The following is a 20918-nucleotide window of genomic DNA, read 5'->3' on the forward strand; positions in this document are numbered from 1 at the left end:
CCATGTCCGTACGTGATTACAACAAAGAGTTTCAGGATAACGCTCATCGCAGCTACTTCTACGACTTCGATGCGCGCCTGCGACGCTACATGCTGGACAGCTTCGGCCCCTGGCTGGCGGAGGGACCGACCCTGGAAATGGGCTGCTTCGAGGGGGCTTTTACGACACTGTTCGCAGAGCGCTTTGCCGACCTGACGGTCATCGAGGCGGCCAGCGACCTGATTGACGTCACCCGGAAAAAGGTCGGCTCAGGCGTCAAGTTCGTCTGCAGTACCTTTGAAGAGGCCGAGCTGGAGCCGCGCTTCGATAACATTTTCCTGATCCACACCCTGGAGCACCTCGACGACCGCCAGGCGGTGCTCAAGCGCGTGCGGAACTGGCTCGCTCCCGGCGGTCGCCTGTTCATCGCCGTACCGAACGCCAATGCCCCTTCGCGGCAGATCGCCGTCAAGATGGGCTTGATCGAACACAACAGTGCCGTGACCGAAGGCGAGCGGCTGCATGGCCACCGGATCACCTACACCCTCGACACCCTCGATCACGAAGTACGCAGCGCCGGTTGGCAAGTGAGTCACCGTGGCGGGGTGTTCTTCAAGCCATTGGCCAACTTCCAGCTGGACAAGGCCCTGGAAACCCAATTGATCGATGATCGCTTCATGGATGCCTGCCATGCGCTGGGGATGGTCTATCCAGACCTGTGCGCCAGTGTCTTCGTCATTTGTGAGCAGCCCTCCAGCCCCAAGGCAACCATATGATCACCCCATCCGTGCATGGCAAGCCGCGTCACCCTTACTACATTGGTGCCCCTAACTATCGGGAGACCTCTTCGGGGGTATGCGTGCTGCACTACCTGTGCCACGTCCTGAACCTGTCCGGCTACGAGGCCTATGTCACCCCATGCCAGGTCAACCCGAAACTGCGCACGCCGATCCTGACCGATGAAGTGCGGCGGCACCATCGGTCAATCGGCTTGGCGCCGATTGCGGTCTATCCCGAAGTGATGGACGGCAACCCGGTTGGCGCTCCAATCGTGGCGCGTTATCTCCTCAATCGCGAAGGCTTTCTCACCGGCCGTGCGATCAGCGTGCAGAAGTCAGACCTGTTCTTTTATTACACCCAGGATTTTGGCGGTGACGGCCAGAGCAGCAACTTGCTCCTGTTGCCCGTCATCGACTCGGAGTTGTTTTCGCCGCCAACCGAGCCGGTGCAGCGTAGTGGCAACTACCTGTATCTGCACCGCTTCGACAAGACCAAGGTCGACTATTCGCTGCTGCCGGACGATATCGAAGTCCTGAGCATGGCCAACCCCAAGACCCTGGCCGAGCTGGCGCAGATTTTCCGAACCGCTTCAACGCTTTACAGTTACGAGATCTCAGCGACGTGCACCGAAGCCATGCTCTGTGGCTGCCCGGTTATCTACATGCCCGGCGGTCACGTCAAGACCCAGCCTTTCGTCGAGCAGTTTGGTGATGCGGGCTCGGCGCTCTATGGCGAGGTGGGCGGACTGGAGCGCGCCCGCGCAACCGTGATGCAGGCGCGCAGGCGCTGGCTGGACCTTGAAAAGGCCTTTTGGCCTCAGTTGGAGCGTTTCATCGATATCACTCAGCAAGCTGCCATCCAGCATGCCATTGATGTCCGCGTACCTTCCGTCAAGGACTGGCTGCGTAACCGCGTACTGACGCCGATCCAGCAGCAACTTGTCGACAAGCGTCGTCAACAACTCAGCGGACAAACCAGCCTGACGCTGTTGGTGCGCGATCCCCTGGGCGATTTCAATGCCTTGAGCGATACCCTGGAAAGTCTTGCGTTGTGGCGATCACGCTCATCGATCAGCTTGCGCATGGTGGTCCTGAGCACCTCGCCATCGCCTGTCAATCTGCCCGACAGCCTGCACTGGCTGACATGTGTCAACCCGGGGGCCTTCGAACTGAACGAGATTCTGCAGGCAGACGACAGCGACTGGATCATGCTGCTGACGGCTGGCGATGAGGTCCTGCCCGCCGGCACGTTGATGCTCGATCTGGAGCTACCGGGTGCCGATGGCTGCCGAATGATCTATTGCGATGGCATGTATCGCTCGGAGAATGGTGCTCAAGCGATTTTTCGACCTGATATCAACCTCGACTACCTCTTGAGCCTGCCATTGGCCATGGCCAGCCATTGGCTGATCCGTCGCGGGCTGGCGCTGGAGGTTGGCGGTTACGACCCGCAAGTGCCCGCAGCACTTGAATTGGACTTGATCCTGCGACTGATCGAAAGCGGTAGCATGAACGGCATTGCCCACTTGAGCGAACCGCTTGTGGCAAGCAACACACCCCTCCTTGTCGATAACCCGGATGAGCGCCTTGCCCTGCAACGGCACCTGGACAATCGCGGCTACGCGAACGCCAGGGTCCTGCAGGAACCGACCCGCCATTACCACATCAAGTACGGTCATGATCAGCAGCCCTTGGTGTCGATCCTGATTCCTACCCGGGACCAGTTGCCACTCTTGCAGCGCTGCGTGGACAGCCTGTTGTCGAAGACCCGCTACCCCTATTTCGAGATCATTCTGATCGACAATGGCAGCGAGACCGAAGAGGCGCTCACCTGGCTGAGCGAGATGGAGTCGATTGGCGGTGACAAGATCCATGTCATCCGCTTCTCCTCTGCGTTCAACTTCAGCGCTATGAACAATTTGGCGGCCAGCCGTGCGCGCGGCGAGTACCTGGTGTTGTTGAACAACGATACGGCAATCATTCGCGAAGATTGGTTGGACGAGTTGCTCAATCACGCCTTGCGCCCGGAAGTTGGGGTCGTCGGCGCCAAGCTGATTACTCCGGCGGGCACCGTGAAGCATGCAGGCCTGATCACTGGCCTGCGCGGCCCCGCCGGCAGCCCTTTCATCGATCAGGCTGCCAACGGCGGCGGTTACATGCAGCGCCTGTTGGTCGACCAGAACAGCAGTGCGGTCAGTGCGGCCTGCCTGATGATCCGCACAGCGATCTATCTGGAAGCTGGTGGTATGGACGACGCGCAGTTCCAAGTCACCTGCAACGATCTGGACCTGTGCCTGAAGGTGGCGAACCTTGGCTACCTGAATGTCTGGACACCCCATGCCGTGCTCTTGCATGAGGGTGAGGCGACCTGGTCAAGCGTCGGCAAGGACCCACTCAACCAGCAACGCTTCGCCATGGAACAAGAGCAGGCCTTGAGCAAATGGTTGAGCGTCTTGGCCAATGATCCCGCCTACAACAGCAACCTGTCGTTGCGCGGTTCCGGCTTCGAACTGGAAGCTATCAACGAGTTGACCTGGCGCCCGCTGTCCTGGCGACCGCTTCCGGTAGTGCTGGTACATCCTGCGAAGTCGGCAAAAGCCGCCAATCTGCGAGTTGTCGAGCCGTTCACTGCTTTGCGTGACTGCGGCAAAATCGAAGGTTGCATCAGCAGTAGCCTGTTACCGGCAACGACGCTTGCGCGCTACAACCCCGATATCATTGTCTTCCAGCATCAGGCCGACCCGCTGCGTCTGGAGCAGATGCAGCGCATCAATACCCTCTCAAAAGCCTTCAAGGTCCTTGAGTTGGATGCATTGACGCCAGCGATCCCTGGGTGGGCGACTTCACTGCAACAAGCGGCAAGCCTGGTCGACCGCATCATTGTGGCGACGCCTGCGATGGCTCAAGCCTGTGCCGGACTGCACCGCGATATTCGCGTCCTTGAAACGCGTCTGGATAGCAGATGGCGCAACCTCCCCAATGTGCGCCAGACGTTTGACATTCCTCGCATAGGCTGCGATATCGACCCGGCGCAGCCCTTCGTTCAGCCGTTGATCATCGAGCTGATGCAAGCGCTGGCCGGTCAGGTGGAGTGGGTACTGTGGGGTGATGTGCCAGCGTATCTGCGACCGCTCGCCAGCGAGGTTCATGATGACGTTCACGACAATCCCGATGTCATGGCAAGCCTCAATCTGGATATTGTCCTCGCGCCTCGGGGCTTCGGCCAGGCAGGCGAAGGCGCAAGTTCGCTGGATCATCTGCAGTATGGCGCTTGCGGCTACAGCGTGATCGGCAGCGATACCGCCGATTACCCGGGTGATCTCGCCATCACGCGCGTGGCTGACAGCCGGGAGCAATGGCTGGAGGCAATTCGTGATCACTTGGCTGACCGGCAAGCCTCACGGCGCCAAGCCGCGCGACTGCGCGAGCAAGTGCTGGACAACTGGGTCTTCGACGATGCCTATGCGGCGCAATGGATCAAGGGGTGGATGCCTGACTGACGCAGACCTCAGAGGCGGCAGGGGAGTGCACCCAGCCGCCCCTGGGGGGTAAGGGTCGACACTTGCCACTTACCGGCATAACTGCGCCGGTTTTTCGTCTTCGATACATCTCCACAAGCCCACCAACCCCCTCAAGCCCTTTGTTTACAGGCCTGCGTGGCATCTAGGGGAAGTTGGTCTGCAAATTGCTTGAGGCTGTGCAACACAGCAGTGGACGGCAAACGTCCGGCATGCAGAGGAACGACAGTGGACAAGTACCTTTATGTGGCAATGACCGGCGCCAGCCAGAACGCCCTGGCGCAACGGGCCCATGCCAACAACCTGGCGAACATCTCCACCAATGGTTTTCAGAAAGACCTGGAGCAGGCGCGCTCGATGCCGGTGTTCGGCGACAGCTTTCCGGCGCGGGCCTTTGCCCTGTCCGAGCGTCCCGCTACTGACTTCACCCCGGGCGCGCTGGTGGAAACCGGTCGTGACCTCGACGTCGCGGTGAGCGGGCCGGGCTGGATGGCCGTGCAGAACCCCGACGGCGGTGAAAGCTACGTGCGCACCGGCAGCCTCAATGTCGATGCCTTGGGCGTACTGCGGGCCGGCAACGGCATGCCGGTGATGGGCAACGGCGGTCCGATCGCCGTGCCGCCGGAACAGAAAATCGAAATCGGCCAGGACGGCACCATCAGCATTCGCGCCATGGGTGAAGGCCCGCGGGTGATGGCTGAAGTGGACCGCATCAAGCTGGTCAACCCGGACCTCAAGAACATGACCAAGGGCCTGGATGGCTCGATCCGTACCAAGGACGGCCAGCCGGCGCCCATCGATGCCAACGTGCAGTTGGTGTCGGGTTTCCAGGAGGCGAGCAACGTCAATGCCGTGGATGAAATGACTTCGGTGCTGGCTTTGGCCAAGCAGTTCGAGCTCCACGTCAAGATGATGAACACCGCCAAAGAAGGCGATGAAGCCATGGCTCGGGTCTTGCAGATCTAATCATTAATTACAGCGCTGCGCCGAAAAACAGGCGTACGAGGAGAATCGAATGCTTCCGGCTCTATGGGTTGCCAAAACAGGTCTGTCCGCCCAGGACACCAACCTGACGACCATTTCCAACAACCTGGCGAACGTTTCGACCACGGGTTTCAAACGTGACCGCGCCGAGTTCCAGGACCTGCTGTATCAGGTAAAGCGCCAGCCTGGCGCCCAGTCGACCCAGGACAGCGAATTGCCGTCGGGCCTGCAAGTGGGTACCGGTGTACGCATTGTCGGCACCCAGAAGAACTTCAACGCCGGCAGCCTGCAGACCACCGAGCAGCCGCTGGACATGGCCATCGACGGTCGCGGTTTCTTCCAGATCCTGCAGCCGGACGGCACCACGTCCTACACCCGTGACGGTACGTTCCACCTCGACTCCAACGGCCAGATCGTCAACGCCAGCGGGTTCGCCCTGGAGCCGGCGATCATCATTCCGAACGATGCGCAGACCTTTACCGTGGGCCGTGACGGCACCGTGTCCATCACCGTGGCGGGCAACCCGGCCGCCCAGGTGATCGGTAACCTGCAGACCGCCGACTTCATCAATCCGGCCGGCCTGCAAGCGGTGGGCAACAACCTGTTCCTGGAAACCGCTGCCAGTGGCGCGCCGCAAGTCGGCACCCCGGGCCTGAACGGTTTCGGCACCACGCTGCAGAACACCCTGGAAACCTCCAACGTGAGCACCGTCGAGGAAATGGTCAACATGATCACCACCCAGCGTGCCTACGAGATGAACTCCAAGGTGATCTCCACCGCCGACCAGATGCTCTCGTTCGTTACGCAGAATCTGTAATCGTCACAACGCCCGTCATTACGTAGACAGGGCGGCCCCAGGGTCGCCTGCAACACCAAGAGGTAGGGTCATGAAACGCTTCGTATCTGTTCTGGCACTGAGTGGCATCACCGCACTCGCGGGCTGTGTCGCGCCGACACCCAGGCCCAATGACCCGTATTACGCTCCGGTGTTGCCGCGCACGCCGTTGCCGGCTGCCGCCAACAATGGCTCGATCTACCAGGCCGGCTTCGAGCAGAACCTGTACAGCGACCGCAAGGCCTTCCGGGTCGGTGACATCATCACCATCACCCTGAACGAGCGCACTCAGGCCAGCAAGAACGCCAACTCGCAGATCGACAAGACCAGCGAGACCAGCGTCGGCTTGACCTCGTTGTTCGGCTCCAGCCTGACCACCAACAACCCGGTCGGTGGCGGCGACCTGAGCCTCAACGCCGGGTACAACGCTGACCGCGCCACCAAGGGCGACAGCAAGTCCGGCCAGAGCAACAGCCTGACCGGCTCGATTACCGTGACCGTCGCCGATGTGTTGCCCAACGGCATCATCGTCGTGCGCGGCGAGAAGTGGCTGACCCTCAACACCGGTGACGAACTGGTGCGCATCGCCGGCATGGTTCGCGCCGACGACATCGCCACCGACAACACCGTTTCGTCCACCCGTGTGGCCGATGCGCGCATCACCTATTCGGGCACCGGTGCCTTTGCCGATGCGAGTCAGCCAGGCTGGTTCGACCGTTTCTTCCTCAGCCCGAAGTTCCCTTTCTAGGTGGCCCAGTTGAATCTTAAGCAGCTGTTGATCGGTGCTCTAGTGATGTCCGCAGCCTTTACCGCTCAGGCCGAGCGTTTGAAGGACATCGCCAGCATTTCCGGTGTGCGCTCCAACCAGTTGATCGGCTACGGCCTGGTCGTGGGCCTGAACGGCACCGGCGACCAGACCACCCAGACCCCGTTCACCCTACAGACCTTCAATAACATGCTGTCGCAGTTCGGCATCAAGGTGCCGGCCGGCTCTGGCAACGTGCAGTTGAAGAACGTTGCAGCGGTGTCGGTCAGTGCCGATCTGCCGGCGTTCGCCAAGCCCGGTCAACAAGTGGATATCACCGTTTCGTCCATCGGTAACTCCAAGAGCCTGCGTGGCGGTACGTTGCTGCTGACGCCGCTCAAGGGTATCGACGGCAACGTCTACGCCATCGCCCAGGGCAACCTGGTGGTGGGCGGTTTCGATGCCGAGGGACGCGACGGTTCGAAGATCACCGTCAACGTTCCGTCGGCCGGTCGCATTCCCGGAGGTGCGTCGGTGGAACGGGCGGTGCCGAGCGGTTTCAACCAGGGCAACAGCCTGACATTGAACCTCAACCGTTCCGACTTCACCACCGCCAAGCGCATCGTCGACAAGATCAACGACATGCTCGGCCCAGGTGTGGCCCAGGCCATCGATGGTGGGTCGATCCGTGTCACCGCGCCGCTGGATCCGAGCCAGCGAGTCGACTATCTGTCGATCCTGGAGAACCTCGAGGTTGATCCGGGCCAGGCGGTGGCGAAAGTCATCATCAATTCGCGTACCGGCACCATCGTCATCGGCCAGAACGTCAAGGTTTCCCCGGCCGCCGTGACCCACGGCAGCCTGACCGTGACCATCACCGAAGACCCGATCGTCAGCCAGCCTGGGCCATTGTCCAACGGCCAGACCGCCGTGGTCCCGCGTTCGCGGGTCAATGCCGAGCAGGAAGCCAAGCCGATGTTCAAGTTCGGCCCGGGTACGACCCTGGATGAGATCGTCCGGGCGGTGAACCAGGTCGGCGCGGCGCCGGGCGACTTGATGGCCATTCTCGAAGCCTTGAAACAGGCCGGCGCGTTGCAAGCCGACCTGATCGTGATTTGAGGGGCGAGTCATGGATATGCGCAAGGGCGCTTTGATCAGCGGGGATTCGGGTTCCTACTCGGACCTGAATCGCCTGAACCAGCTCAAGGTCGGCGACAAGAACAGCGACGGCAACCTGCGTAAAGTGGCGCAGGAATTCGAGTCGCTGTTCCTTGGCGAGATGCTCAAGTCCATGCGTTCGGCCACCGAGGCCTTGGGCAAGGACAACCCGATGAACACGCCGGAAGCCAAGCAATACCAGGAAATGTACGACCAGCAATTGGCCGTTTCCATGTCCCGCGAAGGCGGCGGTATCGGCCTGGCCGATGTGCTGCTGCGCCAGATGTCGAAGAACAAGCCACTGGCGCCCGGTGAGGCGGCGACGTTGTCGGCGGCCAAGCAGCAAGAGGCCCTGGACAAGGTCGCCAAGGCGCCGGTCCCGACGCCAGTGGCGGCGGGGACCTTGCCCACCGACGGTCCGTTGTCGCGTACCAATGGCCAGCGTCCGTTGTGGGCTTCGCGGGCCGTGAGTGCGCCGCAAGGCGCCGAGGGCGTCCACCGCAACGACATGGAATTGCTCAATCAGCGTCGCCTGGCCCTTCCGCCAAAACTGGCCGACCGCCTGCTCGCCGGGCTGGTGCCTTCGGCCTCGGCCAATGCCGATGTCCCTGCGCAGAACCTGCTGCCGGATCGCGCCATCGCCGCCATCAAGCCGACCACCGGCGAACTGGCCAATGGCGACTGGCTGGCCGCGCTCAAGGCTTCCGAGCCGAAAGGGGACATGCAGGTCTATGGTCGCGCCGTGGCCCAGCCACCGCTGGCACCGGCGCGCAAGGCCTTCCGCGATGCCGATGAATTCGTCAACGCCATGCTGCCAATGGCCAAGGAAGCTGCCGACCGCATCGGTGTCGACCCTCGTTACCTGGTGGCCCAGGCTGCCCTGGAAACCGGTTGGGGCAAGTCGGTGATGCGCCAGCCCGATGGCAGCAGCAGCCATAACCTGTTCGGCATCAAGGCCAGCGCCAACTGGAAGGGCGATTCGGCACGGGCGATCACCAGCGAATTCCGCGATGGCGCGATGGTCAAGGAGACGGCCGAGTTCCGTTCCTACGCCTCGTACCGCGACAGTTTCCATGACTTGGTCAACCTGCTGCAAAGCAACAGCCGCTATCAAGATGTGCTGAAGTCGGCCGATAACCCCGAACAGTTTGTACGCGAATTGCAGAAGGCCGGTTACGCCACCGACCCGCACTACGCCAGCAAGATTTCGAACATAGCCCGGCAGATGACGAGTTACCAAAACTACGCTTCTGCAGGCGCCACCACGACTTTATAAGGTCTGAACCATGAGTTTGCTCAATATAGGGATGTCGGGTCTGTCAGCAAGCCAGACTGCGTTGGTGACCACGGGTAACAACATTGCCAACGTCGATACCGCTGGGTATTCGCGTCAGCAGACCGTGCAGACCACCAAGGCCTCGAACCAGTACGGCAACGTGTTCATTGGTTCCGGCACGACCCTGGCCGATGTGCGCCGGGTGTATAACGCCTTCCTTGAAGCACAACTGAAAACCACCACGTCGCTCAACAGTGACGCGGCGGCCTACCAAGGGCAGATCACGCCGCTCGACTCCCTGCTGTCGGACAGCGGCACCGGCCTCAACGGCGCACTGACCAAGTTTTTTGCCTCGGTGCAGAACGTCAACGCCAAGCCGGGTGATGATGCATCCCGGCAGTTGCTGCTCAGCGATGCCCAGGCCTTGAGCAACCGTTTCAATTCGATTTCCAACCAGTTGACGGAGCAGAGCCAGAACATCAATGGCAACCTGTCGAACATGGTCGACCAGGTCAATAACCTGGCGGCCACCGTTGCGCAGTTGAACAAGAAAATTTCCGAAGTCTCCAACGCCGGTGGCGCCCCCAACGACCTGCTCGATGCCCGCAGCGAAACCATTCGCCAACTGTCGACCTTCACCGGCACACAGGTTGTCGAGAACGGCAGCAGCCTGGACATCTACCTGGGTTCCGGTCAGCCGTTGGTAATGGGCAACATCGTCAATACCCTGGAAGCGGTGCCGGACAAGAACGATCCGGGGCGCATGGGCATCCAGCTCAACAGCGGTTCCAGCTCCATGGACCTGACGTCGGTGCTCACCGGCGGCGAGATCGGCGGCCTGATGCGTTACCGCAGTACCGTGCTCGACCCGGCCATGAACGAGCTGGGGCGCGTGGCCCTGGTGGTCGCCGACCAGATGAACAGTGTCCAGGCCTCGGGCATCGACATGAACGGGGCCTTCGGCTCCAACTTGTTCACTAACATCAACAGCGCCACGCAGATCAGCCAGCGCAGCGTTGCGTCGTTGAACAACAGCGCCGGCTCCGGCAACTTCAACATCGCCATCAAAGACTCCGGCAAACTGACCACCAACGACTACAAGGTGACGTTCACCAGCGGCACGGACTACACCGTCCAGCGCCTGCCGGACGGCACCTCGATGGGCGCGTTCAACACCGCGACCACGCCACCTCCGGTGATCGACGGTTTTTCGATGACGTTCGCCAACGGCACCGCCGTCGCCGGCGACTCGTTCAAGCTCACGCCGACCCGCAACGCGGCGACCAACATCAAGACCGAGATGACCGACTCCAAGCGGCTGGCGATTGCCGCGCCGTTGGGCGCCGCCATCGTGCCGGGGGGCAGCGGCACACTGACCATCCCGGCCAGCGGCCAGCCGAGCATGACCACCAAGCTGGACATCTACGACGCAGCCACCACGACCATCATCCAGAACGGCATCAAGAACTCCATGCCGGTCAAGGTGGTGTTCGGCGCGACGTCCGCCGATGGCACCAGCCAGGCTTATCAATTGCTCGATGCCAAAGGTGTCCAGATCAGCAATGGCACGATCAAGCCCGGCGAAAGCAACACCTTGAGCCTGAGTGTTCCGCTCAAGGACGCCAGTGGCAACCCGATCATGGATTCGTCTGTGCCGCCGGTTCAACGCACCGTCACGTTCGACATGTCCATTGCCGGTGCTCCATCCAACGGCGCCTCGATCAATGTCAGCCTCAGCCAGGCCGGTAGCCTGGACAACCGTAACGGTACTGTCCTGGCCGGTTTGCAGACCGCCAAGACCGTAGACACCGGTTCGGCCAGCAAGGGTATTTCCCTGAACGATGCCTACGGCAAGCTGGTGGAAGGCGTCGGCGCCAAGGCCGCCCAGGGCAAGCTCGACAGCGCCGCCACTGGGGCGATCCTGGACAATGCCAAGACCGCCCGCGATTCGCTGTCGGGTGTGGACCTGGATGAAGAAACCGGCAACCTGGTCAAGTTCCAGCAGTACTACACCGCGTCTTCGCAGATCATCAAGGCGGCGCAGCAAATCTTCAGCACATTGATCAACAGCCTTTAAGGAGCCGTAGCCCATGCGCATTTCTACCTCTCAGTTCTACGAAAGCACGGCTGCGAACTACCAGAAAAACTTCGCCAAGGTGGTCAAGACCAGCGAGGAAGCCAGCAGCCTGGTGCGCGTGAACACCGCCGCGGACGATCCGGTGGGCGCCTCGCGCTTGCTGCAACTGGGCAACCAGGCTTCGATGCTTTCCCAATACGAAACCAACGTCACCACCATCAAGGCGACCCTGGGCACGACCGAAGCGGTCATGACCAGCATCGGCAACGTGCTGCAGCGCGCCAAGGAATTGGCCGTCAGTGCCGGTAACGCCGCCTACACCGACGCGGACCGTAAAGCGGTTGCCTCGGAATTGGGGTCGATCGAAGATCAGTTGCTGAGCCTGATGAACACCAAGGATGAAAACGGCAAATACATCTTCTCCGGTTCCAAGGGCGATGTCGTACCGTTCACCCGCAACGGCGATGGCACCTACAGCTACAACGGCGACCAGGTGACCCTGGATCTGCCGATTGGCGACACCATGTCGATGGCCACCAACAGCACCGGCTGGGAAGTGTTCCAACAGGCTGTCAACACCAGTCGCACCCAAGTCACCATGACTGCGCCGGCGGTGGATGATGGTCGCGTGGTACTGACCAACGGCCAAGTGTCGTCCAGCGTGACCTACAACAGCCAGTTCCGCAGTGGCGAGCCGTACACAGTGGAATTCGTCAGCGGCACCCAATTGAAAATCACCGACTCGGGTGGCAACGATGTGACCGCCGAAGCCAGCAAGGGCGGGGTCATCGAGCCTAGTAACCAGATCGGGCAGACGGTGAGCTTTCGCGGTGTCGACTTGACCTTGAACGTCAACCTTCAAGCAGGCGATGTTGCAGGCACGGTCTTGCCCGGCCATACCTTCACCCTGGCTGCCAAACCCGATTCGTTCACCCCGGCCCGCAGCCCGGGCAACACCACCGCGACCCAGATCACCGGTAGCGCAATCACTGATCCGACGGCCTACCACGCCAGCTTTCCGACGGGGGCGGCGGTGCTGAAGTTCACCAGCGCCACGGATTTCGACCTGTACGCCGCGCCACTGACCGCCGACAGCAAACCGGTGTCCAGCGGTACCCTGGCGGGCAACGTCGCCACCGCTTCCGGCGTGAGTTTCACCCTCAATGGTGCCCCGGCCGCCAACGATCAGTTCAGCATCGCGGTCAATACCCACGAGACGCAGAACATCCTGGACACCGTGAACCAGTTGCGGACTGCTTTGAGCACGCCGGCCGATGGCGACAACATCGCCATCCAGAAACTGAATGCGTCACTGGCTTCGGCGATCGGCAACCTGGCCAGCGGCACTGACCACTTGACCAGTGCATTGAGTTCGGTCGGTGGTCGTGGCCAGTCGCTCGATACCCAGAGCGATACCAATCAGAGCTTTGTCCTCGCCAACTCGCAGACCCAGTCGGCGATTCGTGATTCCGACCCGGCCGAAGTGATGACGCGCTTGACCTTGCAGCAGACGATGCTGCAGGCGTCGCAGTTGGCGTTCAGCAAGATCGCGCAATTGGGGTTGTTCAACAAAATGTGATCCAGGACAGGGACCGTGACGCTATAAGCGGTCCCTGACCCGTTCCTCTATACGATTCAGGACGTCCTGCTCTCGCCTGAGTTGACGCCCAACGGTTGAGAGCCATGCGTGTGAAATCAGCTCCTCTTGTCAGCATTGCCATCCCCGCGTACCACCCACGCTTTTTCCGCCTCGCCTTGCAAAGCGCGCTCGAGCAGACCTACGAGAACCTGGAGATTGTCATCTGCGACGACTGCCGCACCGATGCAATCGAGCAGATTGTCCAGGAAGTTGGCATGGGCTCCACTGTTACGGTGCGTTACCTGCGCAACCCGACCCGGCTGGGGTTCCAGCAGAATCTGTTACGCTGCCTTGAAGAGTCCCGGGGCGAGTTCATCAAGTTCCTGTGCGATGACGACCAGTTGCTGGCGTTCTGCGTCAGCCAACAGGCGGCCATCTTGCAGGAGCATGCGCAAGTATCGCTGGTGATCAACAAGCATCATTTAATCGATGCCGACAACTATGCCTTGCCGGTCCGCGTTGAAAATACGGGCATTACGCAGTTCGATGCGTTGTTCAACGGCAACGACATGCTGGCGTATTTTGAAAAGACCACCCGTAATATTCTCGGTGGTTTGAGTGGCGCATTGATGCGTCGCACAGATGTCGACGCCCTGCTGCCAGCGTTGGCGCGGCCCGGCGAAGGCTTCGAGGCTGTCCTCGATTTTGCCTTGTTCATCTGCCTGTTGCGCCGGGGCAATCTGGTCCAGCTTTATGCCGAGGGAAGCGGCCAGCGGTTGCACCCCGAGCGCCTCGAGCGTCAGCACAAGATGGTTGAGGCGGCCACGGTAGAGCTGACCTGGCTCAAGGAAATGCTGGCTCAGCGCAGTGGCGAGCCGGCGCCAGCCAGTGGCTGGGTGCGTTACCAGTCGCTGGGGCAGCCCAAGGAGCCAGGGGCGCCCGAGTGGGAAGAAATCAACGTCTATTCAGTCATTGCGACTCGCCAGGGCGTCATCGGCTCGCAAGTCGGCACGGACATCGAAAGCTACGCAGACCTCTATGCACAGTGGCTGACATGTCGACGTTTCAGTCCATTGCGCAAGCAAGTCTTGTCCCGGCAGATTGCCCGCTGGGCCTATCGACCGATGATCGTTCCCGTCATCATCGATGAGCAAGATGATCCTTATGCGCTGGGTATTACCCTGCAGAGTATCGCTACCCAAGCCTATGCCTGCGAATCGGTGCTGTTGCTGTCCAATGGGCGCCAGGCCGTGGACAACCATGTCCTGCGCCTTGGCCTGCAAGCGGACTGGGCGCAGCAGCTCAATGGGCTGTTGCCTCAACTGGACGGCGCCGACTGGTTCTACCTGCTGCGTGCCGGCGATCGCTTGACGGAGTCTGCGCTGCTGATCATGGCCGATCGGATTGTCAGCTCGCCGGCTGCTGCCTGTCTCTACAGCGATGAAGGTGCGCTGGTGGATGACAAGTCGGTGGAGCCGATCTTCAAACCTGACTTCAATCTCGACCTGATGCGCGCTTATCCCTATGTTGGTCGGACACTGGCTTTCGAGCGTGCCCGATTCCTGGCCTCGGGTGGATTCGATTCGAGCCTGGGCGAGCTGGCACCCCATGACTTGATCTGGCGGCTGGTGGAAACGGACGGGCCACAGGTCGTTGGGCATATTCCTGAAGTCCAGGTCGAGTCGACGTTTTCGTTTGCCCAATGGCTGTCGTTGCCGGAAGTCATCGAGCAAAACGCCCGGCTGATCGAAGCTCATCTACAGCGTATCGGCGTGCCTTACCGGCTTCACCCAGGACCGCTACTGGCGTTGGTCCCGCGCATCGAATACCTGTTCGCCGAGCGCCCCCTGGTGTCGATCGTCATCAGCGTCAAGGATGACCTGGGCGCGCTGGAGCGTTGCGTCAACAGCCTGATCAGCACGACTGCGTACCCGCATTACGAAATCATCATTGTCGATAACGCCAGTGAAAACGCCGAGCTGCAGCATTGGCTGCGGGCCATGGCCGAGCTGGGCAGTGAAAAGTTGCGAATATTCCTGCACCCGGAAAGCAGCAGCGAAGCAGTGATCCGCAACTTCGCCGCGCAGCATGCCCGCGGTGAATACCTGTTGTTGCTCAACCCCAATTGCATCGTGCTGGAAGCCGCCTGGCTGGATGAGTTGCTCAATCATGGACAACGTCCCGAGGTCGGTATCGTGGGGCCTCGTACACTCAACCAGCAAGGCCGGGTCATCGACGCCGGCATGATCATGGGGCTGGGTGGGTTGGCGGGCAGGGCCTTCGTCAACGAATCGGTCACGTCTGGCGGCTATATGCAACGCTTGCAGACGGTACAGAACTGGAGCGCTGTCGGCGATCACTGCCTGTTGGTGCGCAAGCAGGTTCTGGAGGAGGCCGGTGGGTTCGATGAGTCGATCACAACACAGCGCATCAACGCTCTGGAGCTATGTCAGCAGGTCGGAAAAGACGGCTACCTGATCGTCACCACGCCTTACAGTGATGTCGTGCTGGTGTCCGGCGTGGAAGCCAGTCGCGATCCTTCGTGGAAGCAGCGGCTGGAGCTCGAACAAGAGGCGTTCTATCAGCGCTGGTTGCCCAGGATTGCCAACGATCCTGCCTACAACCGTAACCTGACCCTGGTCGGCAAAAGCTTCTGCCTCGAGCCCGGACCACGCACCGGCTGGAATCCATTGATCACCCGCAACGTTCCTTCGATCCTGGGGCTGGCGGTCAATACCTCGGCGGTGGGGCATTACCGCGTCAGCCAACCGTTATTCGAACTGGAAGCGGCTGGGCGAGTCGTGGGGCGTGTTGCCTACGATACGCCCTCGATCATCGACATCGAGCGCCAGTCACCGGATGTGATCATCCTTCAGGGTCGCTACAACGTGGGTAAGTTCAAGGACATCACTCAAGTCAAGACTTACTCCAACGCCATGCGCATCTACGAATTGGATGACTACATCGCCAGGGTCCCGGAAAAAAACGAACACCGCCGCAATATGCCGGACAATCTCGAGGACTTGCTACGCCAGGGGATCGGCCTGTGTGATCGGGTGGTAGTGTCCACTCATCCGTTGGCGGATGCTTTGTCGAGCATGCATCACGATATCCGCGTGGTACCGAACATGCTGGCTGCCGGCCTGTGGAACCAGCTCAGAAGCCAGCGTGCAACCTCCAGCAAGCCGCGTATCGGCTGGGGCGGCGGCACCAGCCACCGTGGCGACCTGGAGCTTATTGCCGATGTCGTTCGGGAATTGGCCGACGAAGTCGAATGGGTGTTCTTTGGCATGTGCCCCGATTTGCTCAAGCCTTATATCCATGAGTTTCATCCGGGCGTGAGCCTGGCGGCTTATCCGGCGAAGCTGGCCAGCCTGAACCTCGACCTGGCCTTGGCGCCGTTGGAGTTCCATATCTTCAACGACTGCAAGAGCAACCTTCGCCTGCTGGAATACGGTGCGTGCGGCTATCCGGTCATTTGTTCGGATACCGAGGCTTACCGGGGGCACCTGCCTTGTACCCGGGTCCTCACCAACAGCACCGAAGAATGGCTGGAGGCAATCCGTATGCACCTGGCGGATCCGATTGCCAGCTACCGGATGGGCGACGAATTACGTGAAGTGGTGCTGCGCGACTTTATCTTGCGCGGCGATAACCTGCAGTACTGGGCCAATGGTTGGCTACCGGATTGAGAGTTTCAACTCACGAAACTCCCGGTGTCGCTGATGCGGTCACCCCACTTGTTAAGGAATGAATATGCAAAGCAATGTCCCAACAGGATCGACTGCGCCGTTGAATGAACGGTTTACCCTGGTGCTACTCGCTCACGACCAGTCGACTGCCCTGCGGCGGGCGTTGCGCCATTACCGCGACAGTTCGTTCGCCGTACTGGTGATCGACTCGTCGAGCCTGGTCGACGCTGATATCAAGGCAGCGTTCCCCGGCGTGCAATACCTGCACGCGCCCACGGCCATTGGTTTCGGCGACAAGGTTCGCCAGGCCGTCGAGCGCGTCGCCACGCCTTACCTGGCGATAGCCGAAGCCGAGAGTTTCCTGCTGCCGCCGGCGCTGGAACAGGCGTTGAATTTCCTGGAAGCGCACGCTGACTACAGTGCCTGCCAAGGCTACAGCCTGGCGTTCGAGGCCCATGCCGATCGTGTCGACTATTACTTGCTCGATCGCAAGGGCTGTGAGGATTATTCCGGCCCATCGGCCGAAGCCCGGCTGGCCGTTTTTGCCGAGGATTGCCCGTCCCTGGTGAATGCCCTCACGCGCACTGAAACCCTGCGGCGCAGTTACGCTGCGTTGCCTGCCGGTTTTGATTCGCGGTTGCAGGAGGCCGGTCATTGCTATGGGGTGGTGGCGGATGCCAGGGTTCGCTTGCTGGACATTCCTTATGGCCTGCATGAACGTAGCCGCGTGGCGAAGCCACAGAGCCAGGTTGCCACGGCGCCAGGCTCCGTGGACTTGCGTGCGGTCGCTGAACAGGAGCGTTTTGCCACGGCCCTGGCCGGTGCCTTCGGTACGGATACCTCGGTGCGGGACTATGCCAAGGCCATCGTCAAGAAACTGGACGAGCGTTCAGTGCCACAGACCAGGAAGCTGTTCGAGTCGATCTGGGATTCGCGGCGTGGCGAGCCGGTCCGTCGTTTCGAACCGACGCAATACGTTGAGATGCCGTTCTATAACCAGGCTTTTTTCGACGTGCTCACTTCGCTGGAATTCCTGCTGCATGCGGCGCCAAGCGGGCAGGTGCAGTTGAAAGAGCTGGAAGCCGTCATGCTCAGGCAGAAGGAGCTCTCCCGCCCCCAGCGCAACACCAGCGCCGAGCCGCTTGATGAACAGCTGGCGAGGGCTTTCCTGAGTTATGCGTTCAACCAGGATCTGGTGAAGCAACTGCTGGAGGTCATGCAGGCCAAAGGTGACAAGCGCTACGTGCAAATGCTCCAAACCTGGGACCAACGGCTCAAGGCGGCGGCGTTTGAAAATACCGCGAGGCTGTTCGACGTCACACGCTCCGGTCAATTGCTGCGCTGGCTCGAGGCGCGTGAGCCGAGTGCCAGTGAAGCTCGGAAAGTGTCCCAATACCTGGCCGCTCGCAACGGTGGCCCGACGTTTGGCATTTTGATCCTGGACCTGGACGCCGACATCTTCAAGATGCAGGCAACCTTCGACAGCGTGATCAATGGCTATTGCCGGGCGTTCAAAATTGTCGTGTTCACCACCGGTGAGCTGCCGAGCGAGACTACACCGCAGAACGTCCTGCATTTCGTCAAAGTCAACGAAAGCAATTACATCGACAAAATCAATCAGGTTGTCAGCCAGAGCGATTGCGATTGGATGGTCATGGCCGAGGCCGGCGATGAATTGACGCCCGGCGGGCTGTTCCGCGCGGGTGTGGAATTGCTGGCCGCGCCGCATTGCCAGGCCGTGGCAATGGACGAGCTCCAGCGCCAGCCTGACGGGACCCTGGCCGATGTTTTCCGGCCAGGGTTCAACCTTGACTTGCTGCAAAGCGCTCCGGCGTTGATGGCCCGTCATTGGCTGGTACGCCGGGAGACGTTGGTGAAACTCGGCGGTTATTCGCGCGAGTTCAAGAACGCGATGGAGTTCGACCTGCTGCTGCGTCTTATCGAGCAGGACGGCCTGGAGGGGCTTGCCCATCTGGATGAGCCTCTGCTGATTTGCCAGGCGCCTCCAGTGGAAGACAACGCCGATGAACGCAAGACATTGCTGCGTCATCTGGCGGTTCGCGGTTATCAGGCCGATGTGAGCGCGGTCGTGCCGGGCACGCATAAAATCGACTACCGCTTTGCCGAGCGCCCCATGGTGTCGATCATTGTCCACGGTGCCTGCGACCTGACGACCCGACAACGCTGCCTGCTCAGCGTCCTGCAGCGCACGCGATATCAGCGCTACGAGGTATTGCTCTGCGCCGCCGCGGCAGACAATGCTGTGCTGCGTACCTGGCTCCAGGGGCAGGGGCACCAGGCAAGTCGTGTTCGCTTGTTGGATATCGAACCAGGCACGGCGACGGGCGCATTGATCAACGCTGCCAGCCAGGAGGCCAAGGGCGACTATCTGGTGACGCTGGCGGCAGACGGTGAAGTGGTCAACGTCAACTGGATCGAATCGCTGCTCAACCAGGCCTTGCGTCCGGAAGTCGGCGTGGTCGGTGCCAAGCTGGTCGAGCGCGACGGACGTATCACCCAGGCGGGCCTGATTCTGGGCTTGAACGACGAAGTCGGCTCGGCATTCGTGGGCGAGCCGAAGACTGCCAGAGGCTACATGAACAGGTTGGTCGTCGAGCAGAACTGTTCGGCGGTGTCGTTTGCCTGCCTGATGATTTCCAAGCAGCTGTTCGAAGCGGCTGACGGCATAGGCAGCGATTTGTTCGACGATGCCTTGGGTGATGTGGACCTGTGCCTCAGGGTCGGCCAGGCCGGTTACCTGACGGTATGGACGCCGCATGTGCAGGTTATCCAGTCCGGCGTGCTGGCGAGTACGCCACAGGCGTGTGCGGCGCTGCGTGAGAAGTGGTCCGGGGTGTTCGCTCAGGATCGGTTCTATAACGGTAACCTGGCGCTGCAAGGCGCTGGTTTCGCCCTGGGGCCGGTGCGCAACGTACCCTGGACCGACTTGCTGGCATAACCCCGCCTTTCGAGGCGAGCCATCGACGCTGGCAGGTAAAACCTGCCGGCGCTCTCGCCCAATTGCACCGCCATCCTCAAGATTTCTGTCCAGCACCCAATACCGTCGTGGGAAATGACACGGCTTCGTTTGTCATGAAAAAATGCCCCTTCAGGACAAAACAGCGTGACGCATAGGTCATAAAGTGCATCTTCACTGTATTGTATTCCCCGGAGTGGAGGCCTGTTCGTTCGCCTGATAAGGCGTCCGCCCTTGGAAATCAACCATTTTTGACGCGCCCCTGAGCTTTCGGGGGTGAACCTAGTCGCAGTTCATGATCGGGAAGCCATGATGATTGGCATAAAAAGCATAGCGAGTTATGTGCCGACCGCTGGTGTGGATAACTACGCTCAGGGTGCCAAATTCGAGAAGGATGAAGAGTTCATCCTTGGCAAGATCGGTTCGGCGTTCCTGCCGCGCAAAGACGCTGACCAGGAAACTTCGGACCTGTGTGTCGAAGCAGTGAATGCATTGTTTGCCAACAATCCGCAGCTTTCGCGCGAATCCATCGACGCGTTGATCGTTGTCACCCAGAACGGTGATGAAGAAGGGTTGCCGCACACGGCCGCCATCGTGCAGGACAAGCTCGGGTTGCCGACCCATGTGGCGGCGTTCGATATATCGCTGGGCTGCTCGGGCTATGTATACGGCATTTATGCCCTGAAAGGCTTCATGGAGGCCGCAGGGTTGAAGAACGGGTTGCTGGTGACCGCCGACCCGTATTCGAAAATCGTCGACCCTGAAGACCGCAACACCACCATGTTGTTCGGCGATGCCGCTACGGCTACCTGGATGGCCGAGGGCGCCAGCTGGCAGTTGGGCAAGGCCAAGTTCGGCACCGATGGTTCCGGCGCGCCACACCTGAAGGTCAGCGACGGGGTGTTTTTCATGAACGGTCGCCAGGTGTTCAACTTTGCCTTGCTGAAAGTACCGGCTCATTTGCACGAACTGCTGGACGAATCCTCATTGCAAGCCAGCGACATCGACGCATTCTGTATCCACCAGGGCAGTGCGGCGATTGTCGATGCCGTGGCAAGGCGTTTCGAGGGGGAGCCTGAGAAATTCATCAAGGACATGGTCGAGACCGGCAATACCGTGTCGTCGAGCATTCCGCTGCTGCTGGAAAAGCATGTTCTGGATGCTGACTGGAAGCGCGTGGCGATCAGTGGTTTCGGTGTGGGCCTGTCGTGGGGCTCGGCGATTCTGTATCGCGATTGATCGAACCACGTCCTTCCAATAGCGCTTCAGGTTGCCCTGGGGCGCTTTTTTTTGCCCGCGACATTGTTCTGCGGTTTATT

12 protein-coding genes are annotated in these 20918 nt (G+C 60.5%); all 12 read left to right on the top strand.

Annotated features, from left to right (window positions below):
* The first annotated feature begins 2 nt into the window (after positions 1 to 2).
* Entirely contained in the window at positions 3 to 755 is a 753-nt protein-coding gene (locus tag BM317_RS10655) for a class I SAM-dependent methyltransferase (protein ID WP_060738662.1), read from the top strand.
* Complete coding sequence (locus BM317_RS10660) at positions 752 to 4258, top strand: glycosyltransferase family 2 protein (RefSeq protein ID WP_092474284.1); 3507 nt, start codon at positions 752 to 754, stop codon at positions 4256 to 4258. Before BM317_RS10655 ends, BM317_RS10660 begins: the two co-directional genes overlap by 4 nt.
* A 246-nt stretch (positions 4259 to 4504) precedes the next feature.
* Positions 4505 to 5242: a flagellar basal body rod protein FlgF gene (locus BM317_RS10665; RefSeq protein ID WP_060738660.1), complete on the top strand. Its 738-nt coding sequence runs from the start codon at positions 4505 to 4507 to the stop codon at positions 5240 to 5242.
* Between the two features lie 49 nt (positions 5243 to 5291).
* Positions 5292 to 6077 carry a flagellar basal-body rod protein FlgG gene (flgG, locus tag BM317_RS10670; RefSeq protein WP_053146447.1) on the top strand — a complete coding sequence of 262 codons (786 nt, stop codon included), beginning with the start codon at positions 5292 to 5294 and terminating at the stop codon, positions 6075 to 6077.
* Between the two features lie 70 nt (positions 6078 to 6147).
* Complete coding sequence (gene flgH / locus BM317_RS10675) at positions 6148 to 6843, top strand: flagellar basal body L-ring protein FlgH (RefSeq protein WP_060738659.1); 696 nt, start codon at positions 6148 to 6150, stop codon at positions 6841 to 6843.
* A 45-nt stretch (positions 6844 to 6888) separates the two neighbouring features.
* The gene (locus tag BM317_RS10680; protein ID WP_162488974.1) at positions 6889 to 7959 is read left to right on the top strand and encodes a flagellar basal body P-ring protein FlgI; all 1071 of its coding nucleotides are present in this window, start codon (positions 6889 to 6891) and stop codon (positions 7957 to 7959) included.
* A 10-nt stretch (positions 7960 to 7969) separates the two neighbouring features.
* Positions 7970 to 9274 carry a flagellar assembly peptidoglycan hydrolase FlgJ gene (flgJ, locus tag BM317_RS10685; protein WP_092167414.1) on the top strand — a complete coding sequence of 435 codons (1305 nt, stop codon included), beginning with the start codon at positions 7970 to 7972 and terminating at the stop codon, positions 9272 to 9274.
* A 10-nt stretch (positions 9275 to 9284) separates the two neighbouring features.
* Entirely contained in the window at positions 9285 to 11351 is a 2067-nt protein-coding gene (gene flgK / locus BM317_RS10690) for a flagellar hook-associated protein FlgK (protein WP_092167416.1), read from the top strand.
* A 13-nt stretch (positions 11352 to 11364) separates the two neighbouring features.
* Positions 11365 to 12930 carry a flagellar hook-associated protein 3 gene (locus BM317_RS10695; RefSeq protein WP_092167418.1) on the top strand — a complete coding sequence of 522 codons (1566 nt, stop codon included), beginning with the start codon at positions 11365 to 11367 and terminating at the stop codon, positions 12928 to 12930.
* A gap of 110 nt (positions 12931 to 13040) precedes the next feature.
* Positions 13041 to 16622 (top strand): glycosyltransferase, encoded by a 3582-nt coding sequence (locus BM317_RS10700; RefSeq protein WP_092474336.1) that lies wholly within the window; start codon positions 13041 to 13043, stop codon positions 16620 to 16622.
* A 64-nt stretch (positions 16623 to 16686) separates the two neighbouring features.
* On the top strand, positions 16687 to 19581 hold the full coding sequence (locus BM317_RS10705; protein ID WP_092474287.1) for a TIGR00180 family glycosyltransferase: 2895 nt from the start codon (positions 16687 to 16689) through the stop codon (positions 19579 to 19581).
* Positions 19582 to 19911: 330 nt separating this feature from the next.
* Positions 19912 to 20838 (top strand): ketoacyl-ACP synthase III, encoded by a 927-nt coding sequence (locus BM317_RS10710; protein ID WP_027912745.1) that lies wholly within the window; start codon positions 19912 to 19914, stop codon positions 20836 to 20838.
* The last annotated feature ends 80 nt before the right edge of the window (positions 20839 to 20918 follow it).

It is taken from the genome of Pseudomonas sp. NFACC24-1, from assembly GCF_900115235.1.
In the GTDB taxonomy this organism is placed as follows: Bacteria; Pseudomonadota; Gammaproteobacteria; order Pseudomonadales; family Pseudomonadaceae; genus Aquipseudomonas; species Aquipseudomonas fluorescens_AA.